Genomic DNA, 12,857 nt, shown 5'->3' on the forward strand with positions numbered 1-12,857 from the left:
AACATGCGGGATGCTTCCGACGCCGTTACCCCCGACGACCAGGATCGCCTGGCTCTCTTCGGTCACTTCTCGCTGACCCTGGGCGATGACGCCCTGACCCACTTCAGCTACGACAAGGTCAAGGCGCTGCTGGTCTACCTGCTGCTGCACGAGCAGCCGGTCAACCGGGCGACCCTGGCCGAGCTGCTGTGGCCGGACCAGGGACTGTCGTCGGGGCGCACCAACCTGCGCCACGCCCTGCACTGCCTGCGCCAGTCGCTGGGCGAGCAGGCCGAGCGGGTGCTGTCGGTGTCCCGCCAGACCATCGCCTTCCGCCTGCCCGAGCACTGGCGCTTCGACCTCCACGAGCTGCAGGGCCTGCTGGCCTCGCCCCCGGAGGTGGAGACCCTGGAGGCGGTCCTGGAATGCTACCAGGGCGACCTGGCCGAGGAGCTCCAGCTCGCCGCCTGCGCCGAGTTCCAGCGCTGGCTGGTGCAGGTGCGCAACGAGTGGCGCCAGCGGGTGATCCGCTATGCCGAGGCGGTCCTCGAGCGCTGCGACCCGCTTCCCGACGAGCTGCTGCAGGCCCTGGTCAGCCGCTTCTCCGGCTATGGGCCCTTCCACGAGCGGCTGGTGCGCCAGCTCGCCGAGCAGGGGCAGCTGGCCGCGGCCCACGAGCAGTACAACGGCTACCTGCAGCTGCTGGCGCTGACCGGCCAGCAGCCGGACCCGTCCTTCCTGCAGCTGGCCCGCTACTGGTCCGACGGCCAGCCGGAGCCCGGTGCCGGTCCCAGCGGCGCCTTCTCGCGGACCCTGGCGGCGGACAGCGCCCCGCCCCGCGAGGACGAGATCGAGCAGCGCCAGCTGTCGGTGATGGCCATCCGCCTGACCCTCGACGCCGACCTGGCGACTCGCGGCGAGGCCCGCGCCTGCCTGGCGCTGCAGATCGAGCTGATGCGCTGGCTGGAGCAGCAGTGCCACCACCTGGGCGGCTTCTGGCTGCCCGGCGCCACCGGCGGCCTGGGGCTGGCCTGCTTCGGCACCCACGGGCCGGCCCACCAGCTGGCCGAGCTGGTGGCGCTGTACGAGCACTGCCGCCGGGTGCTGCCCGAGGAGAGCGCCCGCCACTGGTCGGGGGAGGGCGAGCCGCCGCGCATCGCCCTGGCCGCCGGCCTCAACAGCGGGCGGGTGGTCTACCTGCCCGAGCGCCACCTGGTCGACCCCCTCGGCCAGGTGACCCAGGGCGCCCTGGAGCTGATGGGGGCCGCCCAGGGCAGCGAGCTGGTGATCTCCCAGGACGCCAGCCAGCACATGCCGCCGGCCCTGGACCTCCAGCCCCGGCTGTCCACCCGGCTGGTCGCCAGCGACGGCCAGGTGCGCCTGCGCGCCCTGGTGCTGGGCACCAACGAGGGCGGCCGCGAGGCCCTGCCGCCGAGCCTGGTGGGCCGCGAGTCGGCGCTGCGCAACCTGCGCGACGCCCTGGCCCGGGCCGGCATCGGCCTGCGCCAGAGCGTGCTGGTGCGCGGGCCCTCGGGGCTCGGCAAGTCGGCGCTGCTGGTCGGCTTCCGCCAGCTGGAGCAGAGCCGCGAGGCGGCGATCTGCTGGCAGCCCACCACCCGGCTGTCGGTGCAGGAGCCCTACGGCGTGGCCCGCCAGCTGCTGGCCTGGCACCTGGGCGGCCGGATCGAGGCCGAGGCGCTGGACGCCCTGGTGGACGCCGATCTCGACGACGAGCAGCGCCTGCTGCTGGAGGAGGCGCTGGGCGTGCGCGAGCCCCGCGAGCTGGCGGTGCTGGCCCAGAGCGGCGAGGCCGTGGAGCTGGTGGTGGGCCTGCTGCACCGGCTGATCGAGCGGCTCACCGAGCAGCGCACCCTGGTGGTGATGATCGACGACCTGCAGTGGCTGGACGAGCCCTCCTTCAAGGTGCTGGCCGGCCTGCAGGCCCGGCTGCCGATCAACTGCCCCTTCCTGCTGGTGGCCAGTCACCACGGCCGCGAGGCGCTGCCCGCCAAGCTCGACTGGGATCAGCAGATCACCCTGGGCCGCCTGGATCCCATGCAGGCCTCGCGGCTGCTCACCCAGCTGGCCCGTCGCTACCGGCTGCACCTCAGCCCGCGGCTGCGCAGCCAGATCATCGAGCGCTGCGACGGCGTGCCGCTGTACCTCCAGGAGCTCTGCCGGCGGGTCGACATGGACCGCCGCGAGGGGCGCAGCGTGCAGCTGGACGAGCTGCCCCACGGCCTGCTCGGCCTGCTCGCCAGCCGCATCGACCAGCTCGACGCCGACCGCGAGGTGGCCCATGTGGCCGCCGTGCTGGGGCGGCGCTTCCGGCTCGACTTCCTGGCCGAGTGCAGCGGCTGGGAGCTGCCGCGGCTGAGCGCGGCCCTGGAGCAGATGGAGCGCCTGGAGATCATCGAGGCGGTGGCCGGCGAGGAGGGCGGCCGCGAGTTCCAGTTCACCCATCAGCTGCTCCAGGAGGCCGCCTACCTGTCCTGTCCCCGGGACCTGCGGGTGTCGCTGCATCGCCAGGTGGTGGCGCTGATCGAGGAGCGCTTCCCGATGTGGATCAGTCGCCACCCCGGCGACTTCGCCACCCACCTGCGGCGCAGCGGCCACTATGCCCGCGGCGCGCGCTACTTCGAGCTGGCGGCCCGGGAGGCGCTCAAGGTCAGCGCCAACCGCACGGCGCTGAAGATGGCCGACGCCGGCCTGGCCAGCCTGCGCCACGTGGAGGATCCCGCCGAGCGCGAGATCAGCCTGCACACGGTGCGTGGCCAGGCGGCCTTCGCCCTGGAGGGGCACGGCTCGCCGACCGCCCACGAGAGCTTCGTGCGCGCCCGGGAGCTGCTGGTCTGCGCCGACGAGGCGCCGGAGGACATCGAGGACCTGGAGCAGGCCTTCCTGGTCAAGTGGGGCCTGTGGGTGGGCTGCAGCCAGCGCAACGCCCATGCCGACGCCTTCCTGCTCGCCTCGCGCCTGGCCGACCTCGCCGACCGCCTGGAGGACCCGCGCTACCGCCGCCTGGCCGACTTCGCCCGGGCCAGCTGCGAGTACTGGGCGGGACGCATCCAGCAGGCCTACGAGCACCTGGAGGAGATCGATCCGCTGAACTCGCCGATGATGATCGAGTGGCTGCCGTTCTCGGATCACCCCCAGGTGGCCGCGGCCTGCTTCCAGGGCTGGGCGCTGTGCCTGCGGGGCGACTACCGGCGCGCCGAGCGCCAGGTGGAGTCGGCGATCCGCCTGGCCGAGCGCATCAATCATCCCGGCAGCCTGGCCATGGCGCTGATGTATGCCGCCGCCCTCTACCGCCAGGTGGGCCATGTCCACCTCGCCGCCCAGCGCGCCGAGCGCGCCTTCGAGCTGACCGGGACCCCGGACCTGCAGCTGTGGCAGGTGGCGGCGCGCATCGTGCTCGGCTGGCAGCGCGCCCTGTCCGGCGACCGCGAGGGGCTCAACCGCATCGAGGCGGCGCTCGAGGAGCTGGCCGAGGTCACCGGCCGCGACCCCTACCAGCGCCCGGCGCTGTGGTTCGTCGATGCCTGCGTGTCCCTGGGCGAGCTGGCCCGGGCCGAGGACTACCTCGACCAGTGCCTGCTGATCGCCCGGGAGCGGGCCACGCTGTTCGTGCCCGAGCTGGCCGTGCAGCTGGCCTGGGTGCGGCATCGCCTGGGCCATCCCCCCGAGGAGGTCCGGGCGCTGGCCGAGCAGGCCCTGGAGCAGGCCCGCGACGACGGCAACCTCCACCAGGAGCTGTGCGGCCTGGAGGCCTGGCTGACCCTGGTCGACGGCGACGATGCCTCGGCCCGGACGGCCTTCCGCCGGCTGCTGGGGGAGGTCAGCCACAGCGATGCCCCGGTGCTGGTGCGCTGGCGGACCCTGCTCGACCGGCGCCTGCCGCACACCGCCGACCTGGAGGACTGACCCCCGCCTCGGGGCCCTCGCCACGCCAGACGCCCGGGGCGGGAGGCGTCAGGTCGCCGTTTCCAGGGCCGCGATGCGGGCCAGGGCCTGGTCGCGGCGCTCGCCGCACAGCTCGGGATCGTAGTCGAAGCGCCGGCATACCGCGGGGCGACGCGGGTCGCCGAACAGCCGACAGAGGTTGTCGTCGTCGAGCTGGGCGCAGCGCACCCCCGCCGGCTTGCCGTGGGGCATGCCAGGGATCGGCGAGCTGATCGAGGGGGCGATGCAGCAGGCCCCGCAGCCCGGCCGGCAGCCGTCGGCGCTCACGGCCGCGCCTCGGCCAGGGCCCCCTTGTCGATGCCCTCGAAGGCCTGGACGCGGGTGGCGCGGCCGGTTTCCCGGGCGATCTCCCCGGCCAGCCAGGCGGCGATGTGCTCCACGGTGGTGGGCGTCGGCATCACCACGCAGCGTTCCCGGGGCAGGCTCAGGGCGAAGCGCCCCTGGGCCGCGGTGTAGCGGCTGGTCAGCCGGCCCAGGAAGGAGGCGTCCAGCCCCTCGGCCACGTCCGCCTCGTCCACCAGATAGCGATCCGCCAGGCGCTCGGCCCACTCGGCCTCGAGCGCCGGGCGGCGTTCGCCGTCCTGCCAGACGTGCAGCCGCGAGCGATGGCCGTGGGCGATGCGCTGGCAGTTGCCGGCATGCCGCCTGAGACCGTGGCTGTAGGTATAGGCGGCCCCGTCGATGGGCTCGTCGCTCAGGGTCAGGCGAATGGCCTCGACCCGGGCGGGGGGCTGGCGGGAGAGCGCGGCGGACAGCCGGTCGGCCAGGCGCCCGGGGGTGACCGCCGGCCAGGGCAGCAGGGTGAAGGCCTGCCGCGGCCCGCGGACCTCGAACGGATAGGGCGAGTCGGCACGCACGCAGAGCCCCTCGGGGACGTCCTGCACGCTGACCCCGGGCGCCTCGGTGGGCACCAGCAGGGTGTGATCCGCGCCGCCGTCGAGGCGCGCCTTGATCCATGGCTTGACCTCGCCGAAGTCGAACAGCATGCCGTCGGCGCCCAGCTCGCCGTCGAGTTCGGCATCCACCCGCCAGCTCGCGCCGATCAGGCCGCGCTCGGGGCACCACAGGGAGGCGTCCAGGTGGGTGAGGCGATTCACGAACAGCGTCATCAGTCGATCCCCGCGATCTTGTGGGTCTGCAGCGACAGCCGCCACTGGGGATGGGCGAGGCAGTAGGCGACGGTCTGGGCCAGGCTGTCCCCGCCACCCAGCGGCGCGGTGTCCATGGGCTGCAGGAAGAAGTGGCGGAAGGGCAGGTCGACGAAGCGCGACGGCGGGGCGTCGGCCTGGGGATGGACCAGCTTGAGCTCGTCGCCGGTGGTCTGGACCAGCGGGGCGTCGCCCTTGGGGCTGACGCACAGCCAGTCGATGCCGGCCGGGGCCGGCAGGGTGCCGTTGGTCTCCACCGCCACGTCGAAGCCGCGCCGGTGCATGGCGTCGATGAGCTCGGCGTCGAGCTGCAGCAGCGGCTCGCCGCCGGTGAAGATCACCTGGGGCGTGGCGGTGCCCGGGGCATCGGGCCACAGGCCGGCGAGGTGGTCGGCGAGGGCGTCGGCCGACGCGAAGCGCCCGCCATGCTGGCCGTCGGTGCCGCGGATGTCGGTGTCGCAGAAGCGGCAGGCCGCCGTGGCCCGGTCGGCCTCCCGGCCGGACCACAGGTTGCAGCCGCTGAAGCGGCAGAACACGCTGGCGCGGCCGGCCTGGCCGCCCTCGCCCTGCAGCGAGTAGAAGGCCTCCTTGACGCTATACATCGCCGGCGTCCTCGTAGGGCAGGGGGTCGCGGGCGCCGTTGGCGGCGAAGGCCGCGAGGCGCTCGCGGCAGCTGCCGCAGCGCCCGCAGGCCAGGGCCTCGCCGCGATAGCAGGTCCAGGTCCGGGCGTAGTCGAGGCCCATGGCCAGGCCCTCGGCGAGGATCGCGTCCTTGCCGGCGCGCAGGTAGGGGGCGTGGATCGTCACCGGCTCGAAGTTGGCGATACCGGCCACCGCGTTCATGGCCTCCACGAATTCGGGCCGGCAGTCCGGGTAGAGGACGTGATCGCCGCCGTGGGCGCCGTAGTCGACCCGGTCGGCGCCGATGTTCACCGCCTTGGCGATGGCCAGCGACAGCAGCACCATGTTGCGGTTGGGGACCACGGTATCGCGGAGGTTGGCCTCGGCGTAGTCGCCGTCGGGCAGCGCCCGCTCGGCGTCGGTGAGCGCCGAGGCGTCGATCAGGCCATGGATGGCGGTGATGTCGACCACCTGGTGGGGCACGTCGAGCTCGCGGCAGACCCGGCGGGCGACGTCGAGCTCGCGGGCGTGGCGCTGGCCGTAGTCGAAGGACAGGGCATGCACCCGGCGGCCCTCGCGCAGGGCGCGGTGCAGCACGGTATAGGAGTCCATGCCACCGGAGTAGATCACCACGGTGGCCGGTGCGGAAGACTGGGACATAGGGTACCTGTGGGTCGGAGAATTTGTCCGCCCGCCGCGCCTCGGGCGCGTCGGGACCATGGCCGGGGTCCGGTCCGGCAGGAGGCGCCCAGTGTACTTGACCGGCGGGACAGGCGCCAAACCCTCGAGGTGCGAGGTGCGAGGTGCGAGGTGCGAGGTGCGAGGTGCGAGGTGCGAGGTGCGAGGTGCGAGGGGCGAGGCCGTTCGGCGCACGGCGCTCGGCGCTGTTATAATCCGCCCCCTTCGTTTCCCGCGCTGACGCGCGCCATCGTCCTGACAACGGTGACCCCCATGAAAGCCCCCGAACTGCTGTCGCCCGCCGGCACCTTCAAGAACATGCGCTACGCCTTCGCCTACGGCGCGGATGCGGTCTATGCCGGCCAGCCCCGCTACTCGCTGCGCGTGCGCAACAACGACTTCAAGATCGACAACCTGCACAAGGGCATCGCCTATGCCCACGAGCGGGGCAAGCAGTTCTATGTGGCGTCGAACATCGCGCCCCACAACAGCAAGCTCAAGACCTACCTGCGGGACATGGAGCCGGTGATCGAGGCCGGCCCCGACGCCCTGATCATGTCCGATCCCGGCCTGATCATGATGATCCGCGAGCGCTGGCCGGAGCAGGTGATCCACCTGTCGGTGCAGTCCAACGTGGTCAACTACGCCGCGGCGAAGTTCTGGCAGCGCCAGGGCATCAGCCGGATCATCCTCTCCCGCGAGCTGTCGCTGGAGGAGATCGCCCAGATCCGCGCCGAGTGCCCGGACCTGGAGATCGAGACCTTCGTCCACGGCGCGCTGTGCATCGCCTATTCCGGTCGCTGCCTGCTGTCCGGCTACTTCAACCACCGCGATCCCAACCAGGGCACCTGCACCAACGCCTGCCGCTGGAAGTACAACACCGTGGCCGCCGCCGAGGACGAGACCGGCGACCTGGTGCCCGCCAACTCGGCCCGGGCCCACGACGCCGGCGGCATCTGGACCCCGGACCAGGGCGGCTTGATCGCCTCCGGCGGCGGCAGCGCCGAGATGGCGGCCGCGGCCCAGGCCCCGCAGGAGCGCGACGAGCTCTCGGCGCTGATCGAGGATCGCTCGCGCCCCGGCGAGCTGATGCCGGTGCACGAGGACGAGCACGGCACCTACATCATGAACTCCAAGGACCTGCGCGCCGTCCAGCACGTGCCCCGGCTCGCCGAGATGGGCGTGACCTCGCTGAAGATCGAGGGCCGCACCAAGTCGCCCTACTATGTGGCGCGCACCGCCCAGGTCTACCGTCGCGCCATCGACGACGCCGTGGCCGGCCGGCCCTTCGACATGCGGCTGATGGACGAGCTCGAGAATCTGGCCAACCGCGGCTATACCGAGGGTTTCTATCGCCGCCACGTCCACGACGAGTACCAGAACTACGAGCACGGCCATTCGGTGGGGGTGCACCAGCAGTTCGTCGGCGAGGTGCTGGGCTACGACCCGGACCGCGGGGTGCTGGAGATCGACGTCAAGAACCGCTTCGAGGTCGGCGACGGCATGGAGCTGATGCTGCCCGGCGGCAATCGCCGCTTCGTCCTCGAGCACATCGAGAACCGGCGCGGCGAGTCCGTGGGCGCGGCCCCGGGCTCCGGCCACGTGGTGCGCATCCCGGTGCCGGGCGAGCCGATCGGCCCCGAGCGCATCGAGTTCGCCCTGCTGATGCGCGACCTGGGCTGAGCGGACTGGACACCCGCCGCTCCCGTCGGGGAAGCTGGACCGGCAGGGCGAGCCTGCCCTGCGGTCACGATGACTCCCACCACAAGGATCCGGCATGGCCATCATCGAGCACAGCGCCACCCTGGACGCGCCCCCGGAGCGGGTCTTCGCCCTCCTGGAGCGGGTCGAGGACTTCGTCGACTACGCCGACCCCATCCAGGCCATCGAGCCCCTCGGCGGGGGCCGCTACCGCTGGCACGTGCACGCCGTGGGCATGGACTGGACCTTCGAGGTCGAGATCACCGAGTCCCGCTCTCCCGAGGTGCTGGCCTGGGAGTCTCTCAGCGGGGTCCGCAACCGGGGGCGCTATCGCCTGCGCCCGAGCGGGGCCGGCACCGAGGTGGCGCTGACGCTGGAGTACGAGATCAAGAATCGGCTGCTGGAGAAGGCGGTCAACCGGGCGGTGTCGCCGCTGGTCAACCGGGTCAGCCGGCAGATCCTGGAGCGGGTCGCGGCCCGGCTGTGAGCGGTCGCCGAGCGGCTCAGCCCGGTCGCGCGGTGGAGACCCGGGCCCGGCCGGCCTGCTTGGCGCTGTACATCTGGCGGTCGGCGGCATCGATCAGCTCGGCGACATTGCCGGGGAGGGCGAGGTCCAGGCTGGCGATGCCGATGGAGGCGGTGACGTAAAGCGACTCGCCGTCCGTCTCGGCCATGGGCTGGGTCTCCAGCAGGGCCAGCAGCCGGTCGGCGACGACCCGCGCCCCGGCCTCGGTCTCGCCGGGCAGCACGACCATGAACTCCTCCCCGCCGTAGCGGCCGGCCAGGTCGCCCTCCCGCACCAGGTCGCGCAGGGTCGCGGCGAAGTGGACCAGCACGCTGTCGCCGAGGGCGTGGCCGTGGCGGTCGTTGAAGGCCTTGAAGTGATCCAGGTCGATGAACAGCAGGGCGAGCCCGCGGTGATCCGTGCCGGCCCGGCGGATCTCTTCGCCGAGGCAGCGCTCCAGCCAGCGGCGGTTGGCCAGCCCGGTCAAAGGGTCGGTGTGGCTGCGGTGGTCGAGCTCGCGGTTCTCCTGGCGCAGCGCGTCCATGGTGTCGCGCTGCGCGTCCAGCCGGCGACTCAGGCTCAGGGTCAGTTCCACCAGCCGCTGCTTGCCCTCCCGGAGCAGGCTGGGCGTGTCCTGCTCGGGCGGGCGGGTCAGGGTCAGCAGCTCGGCCATGGAGGGCAGGGCGGCGCGCAGCTCCTCGAGCAGGGCGTCCAGCGAGAAGGCGGCGAGGTCGTCGAGGTGCTCGAGCGACTGGGCGAGCTTGGCGAAGGCCAGGCCCGGATCCTCGGCCAGCCGGGCGTCGGCGATACGGCCCGACAGCCGCAGGCACAGCCGGGCCGCGTCGCCGTCGGTCAGGGGGCCGTGACTGTCGGCGATGCGACGGGCCATGGCCAGGGAGGCCCCCCAGTCCCGGGCCAGCCAGCCGCCGACCAGGGCGTGGTCGCAGCCGAAGGCCTCGTGTTCGGCCTGGACCAGGCGCAGGTGGCGGGGGCGCCGTGCCAGTAGGTGGTCGTAGCTCTCGCCGTCCAGCGCGGACAGGGCGAGGATGCCGATGTCCTGGAGCAGGCCGGCGGTGAACAGGCGTCCGGCTTCGGCGGGGCACAGCCGGTTGGCCAGTTCCCGGGCGGCCACCGCGGCGGTCAGGCTGCGGTGCCAGAAGTGATCCGGCGCCTGGCTGTCCTGCAGGCCATAGCTCATGGCCGCCGCCAGGGTGGCGTCGGTGCCGAGCCTTGCGACGGCCTCGTGGCAGGTCGCGGCCTCCAGGCCCCGCCGGGCGTAGAAGGCGCTGTTGGCCAGCGCCAGGACCCGCAGGGTCAGCGCCGGGTCGGGCGCGATGCGATCGGCATAGTCGGCGGGGCCCGCCTCCTCGTTCCGGGACAGCTGGAGGACCTCCATCACCACCGAGGGCAGCGAGGGAAGATCCCGGCAGGCCTCCAGGCGCAGGGCCAGGTCGTCCGGCAGCATGGGCAGGCCGCGCAGCGGCGTGTCGAGTACGGCGGGGTCGGTCAAGTGGTCGGGCAAGCCAGGCTCCTGGTCATCGCGATGGGCCGCGGCGGCGTGGTCGGGGCCGTCGGCGGACGGCCCAGTTTACCCTGTCCCGGGCGGGGCGTCTCGCCGTCGGGGGGCTCAGGCCTTGCGCAGGGAGGCGTTGAGGTGGTCGACCACCTCCGCCCAGTCGGCGTCCTCGGCGATGGCCTCGCGGAGGAACTCCGCCTGGCCCTCGTTCCAGCAGGGAGCGTCGGGCAGCTCCACCTCCTCGGGAATCGGCGCGTGACGCTCGATGAAGCGCTGAATGGACGCCGGGTCGGCGGCCAGGCCGAGCTGCTCGAAGAGTTCGCTGAAGGGATGATCGGGGTGTTCCATGGTGTGGCTCCTGGCGGGTCGTCGCTTCCCACTCTAGCCTGCCGGGGCGTGCCCGGGCAGGCTCGCGGCTTCAACGCTCCGGCGCCGCGCGCTCGCCGACCAGCGGCGTCAGGAAGCGTGCCCGGCGTTCTGCCGTCGGCAGCGGCTGGGCCAGCAGGTGCACCAGCTTGGTGACCGCCGCCTCCGGCGTCATGTCGTCGCCGGCCAGCACCCCGGACTCGAGCAGCGGGCGGCCGGCGGCATAGTCGCCGATCGCCACGGCGCCCCGGGGGCATTGGCTGATCGCCGCGATCAGCTTGCCCTCGCCGGCGGCGCGGGCCAGCGCCTCGGCCAGCGCCGGGTCGTCGGGCAGGTTGCCCGCCCCCCAGAGCTCCAGCAGGGCGCCCCCCACCCGGTCGTCGGCCAGCCAGGCCTCGAGCTGCCAGGCGGCGAGCCCCGGCCAGAGGACGATCCGCGGCACGGCCCCATCCGCCAGGGGGGTGTAGTCCGGCAGCTCGAAGCGCGGCGCGCCGCGCTGCCGGCGCTCCAGGCCGCGGCCGGGATAGAGCACGGCGTCCTCGCCCACGCACTCGCCCAGCGGCGGCTGGTTGGGGCTGGCGAAGGCATCCGCCTCGCGGGTCTGCCACTTGCGGGTGCGCACCCCGCGCAGCAATCGGCCGGCGAAGCACACCGCGACCTCCTGCAGGCGGGGATCGGCGGCGAAGCGCAGCGCCGCCTCGAGATTGGCCGTGGCGTCGCTGCCGGAGGCCTCCAGCGGACGCATGGCCCCGGTGACCACCACCGGCCGGTCCAGCCCCTGGAGCTGGTAGGCCAGGCTGGCGGCCGTCCAGGCCAGGGTGTCGGTGCCGTGGATCACCACGATGCCGGCGCAGGTCCGGTAGTGGTCGGCGATCAGCCGGGCCAGGGCCTGCCAGTCCCGGGGCGTGGCGGCGCTGGAATCGATGGGCGCGGCGGTCTCGAGGACCCGGAAATCGGGCAGGCTCGCCCGGCGGTCGGGGGGGAGCGCGGCCAGGGCGCGGCGCAGGCGGGCCTCGATGTCGCCGCCGGGGGCCAGGCCGTCCGGCCCGGCGCGCATGCCCAGGGTGCCGCCGGTGTAGATCACCAGCAGGGACGAGTCGGTTGCGGTCATGTCGGCTCCGGGTGCTTGGCAATGGCGTCATGATACGGGCATGGAGGCCCCAGGCAAGTCAGGCGCGAGGCGCCACCGCGATGCCGTCCGCGATCCCTTCCCCGGGATGGACGATGACCGTCTCTCCCGCCTCCAGCCCGTCGCTCACCTGGGTGACCAGCCCGCTCTGGCGACCGATCTCCAGATGGCGCAGGCGGGCACGGCCGTCCTCGACCACGAAGGCGGCCCAGCGCCCGGCATCGCGGAAGAGCGCGCTGGTGGGCAGTTGCAGGACGTCCTCGGCCTGCCAGATCAGGAAGGTCGCCTCGACCCGGAAGCCCACCCCGAGCCCCAGCGCGGCGGGGTCCACGTCCTCGGCGAAGTCGACGATCACCGGCACCCGCTGCTCGTCGACCCCCAGCGCCGAGACCCGGGTGAAGCCGGCCGGCTCGATGCGTCGCACGCGCCCCCGCAACGGCGGGCCGCCCCAGCCGACGATCTCCACCTCCATGCCCGGTGTCAGGCGCACGGCATCCATCGACAGCAGGTCCACGCGGACCTCCATGTCGGCGAGCCGGCCGATCTCGAGGATGGTCTCGCCCGCGGCCACGGCTCCCTCGCAGCAGCGCATCCGCTCGAGCACCACGCCGCCCACCGGTGAGGACACCTCGAGCCAGGGGGTATCGTCGTCGCCGCGGGTGCCGCTGGCCACCGCCAGCACCGCGCGTGCGCTCTCGACCTCGAAGCGCGCCGCCTCCACCCCGGAGGCGGCGGCGCGGGCCAGGGCGCGCTGGCGGTCGCGCCGGCTGGCGTAGTGTTCGAGCTCGGCGGTGGACACCAGCTGGCGCTCGTGCAGGCGCCGGTAGCGCTGGTACTCCGCTTCGGCGAAGCGCCGCTCGGCCTCGGCGGTCTCCAGGTTGGCCTCGGCGGCGCGGAGCCGGGCGCGGGCGGCCGAGAGGGCATCCTCCGCCTGTTCGCGGCTGCGGGCGTCGAGGGCCGGCGCGGGGCTGGGTTCCAGACGAAACAGCACCTGCCCCGGGGACACCGGGTCGCCGGGTTCCAGGGTGACCCGTTGCAGGTAGCCGTCGATGGGGACGGAGACGTGCCAGGTGTCGCGCAGCCGCGTCCGGCCCTCCTCGCGGACGCTGTCGGTGAAGGGGGCCGAGGTCACCGGCGCGGTGGTCACCGTCTCGGGGACCGGGCGCAGGGCCCAGGCCAGCAGGCCGATCAGGGCCAGGGCGAGCAGGGCCCATCCCAGGCGGACGAGCGTCGTTTGCGGGTGGCGCATGG

11 protein-coding genes are annotated in these 12,857 nt (G+C 73.3%); 3 read left to right on the top strand and 8 right to left on the bottom strand.

Features of this window, described 5'->3' with window-relative positions; genetic code table 11:
• Nucleotides 1-3 precede the first annotated feature (3 nt).
• A complete protein-coding gene (locus QC818_RS02390) occupies nucleotides 4-3,903 on the top strand; it encodes an AAA family ATPase (protein WP_309651242.1) in 3,900 nt (1,299 codons plus the stop codon).
• Nucleotides 3,904-3,951: 48 nt separating this feature from the next.
• Here QC818_RS02390 and QC818_RS02395 read toward each other — a convergent pair whose 3' ends face one another.
• The 4 genes from QC818_RS02395 to queC are packed head-to-tail and all read right to left on the bottom strand — an operon-like array spanning nucleotide 3,952 to nucleotide 6,371.
• A complete protein-coding gene (locus tag QC818_RS02395; protein WP_309651243.1) occupies nucleotides 3,952-4,209 on the bottom strand; it encodes a YkgJ family cysteine cluster protein in 258 nt (85 codons plus the stop codon).
• Nucleotides 4,206-5,051 carry a 6-carboxytetrahydropterin synthase gene (locus tag QC818_RS02400; protein ID WP_309651244.1) on the bottom strand — a complete coding sequence of 282 codons (846 nt, stop codon included), beginning with the start codon at nucleotides 5,049-5,051 and terminating at the stop codon, nucleotides 4,206-4,208. Before QC818_RS02400 ends, QC818_RS02395 begins: the two co-directional genes overlap by 4 nt.
• Nucleotides 5,051-5,692: a 7-carboxy-7-deazaguanine synthase gene (queE, locus tag QC818_RS02405; protein ID WP_309651245.1), complete on the bottom strand. Its 642-nt coding sequence runs from the start codon at nucleotides 5,690-5,692 to the stop codon at nucleotides 5,051-5,053. Before queE ends, QC818_RS02400 begins: the two co-directional genes overlap by 1 nt.
• Nucleotides 5,685-6,371 (bottom strand): 7-cyano-7-deazaguanine synthase QueC, encoded by a 687-nt coding sequence (queC, locus tag QC818_RS02410; RefSeq protein WP_309651246.1) that lies wholly within the window; start codon nucleotides 6,369-6,371, stop codon nucleotides 5,685-5,687. Before queC ends, queE begins: the two co-directional genes overlap by 8 nt.
• 291 nt (nucleotides 6,372-6,662) lie before the next feature.
• On the opposite strand from queC, the gene trhP reads away from it, so the two are divergent.
• Both trhP and QC818_RS02420 read left to right on the top strand, forming a co-directional pair.
• Entirely contained in the window at nucleotides 6,663-8,072 is a 1,410-nt protein-coding gene (trhP, locus tag QC818_RS02415) for a prephenate-dependent tRNA uridine(34) hydroxylase TrhP (protein ID WP_309651247.1), read from the top strand.
• Between the two features lie 94 nt (nucleotides 8,073-8,166).
• Complete coding sequence (locus tag QC818_RS02420) at nucleotides 8,167-8,577, top strand: SRPBCC family protein (RefSeq protein ID WP_309651248.1); 411 nt, start codon at nucleotides 8,167-8,169, stop codon at nucleotides 8,575-8,577.
• Between the two features lie 16 nt (nucleotides 8,578-8,593).
• Here QC818_RS02420 and QC818_RS02425 read toward each other — a convergent pair whose 3' ends face one another.
• The 4 genes from QC818_RS02425 to QC818_RS02440 form a co-directional block, all read right to left on the bottom strand.
• Nucleotides 8,594-10,117 carry a sensor domain-containing diguanylate cyclase gene (locus QC818_RS02425; protein WP_309651249.1) on the bottom strand — a complete coding sequence of 508 codons (1,524 nt, stop codon included), beginning with the start codon at nucleotides 10,115-10,117 and terminating at the stop codon, nucleotides 8,594-8,596.
• Nucleotides 10,118-10,222: 105 nt separating this feature from the next.
• Nucleotides 10,223-10,459: a DUF2789 domain-containing protein gene (locus tag QC818_RS02430; protein WP_309651250.1), complete on the bottom strand. Its 237-nt coding sequence runs from the start codon at nucleotides 10,457-10,459 to the stop codon at nucleotides 10,223-10,225.
• Nucleotides 10,460-10,529: 70 nt separating this feature from the next.
• Nucleotides 10,530-11,588, bottom strand: a complete 1,059-nt coding sequence (locus QC818_RS02435; protein WP_309651251.1) for an asparaginase — start codon at nucleotides 11,586-11,588, stop codon at nucleotides 10,530-10,532.
• Nucleotides 11,589-11,646: 58 nt separating this feature from the next.
• Complete coding sequence (locus tag QC818_RS02440) at nucleotides 11,647-12,855, bottom strand: efflux RND transporter periplasmic adaptor subunit (RefSeq protein WP_309651252.1); 1,209 nt, start codon at nucleotides 12,853-12,855, stop codon at nucleotides 11,647-11,649.
• Between the last annotated feature and the right edge of the window lie 2 nt (nucleotides 12,856-12,857).

This window comes from Halomonas koreensis, from assembly GCF_031451675.1.
GTDB lineage: Bacteria > Pseudomonadota > Gammaproteobacteria > Pseudomonadales > Halomonadaceae > Halomonas > Halomonas koreensis.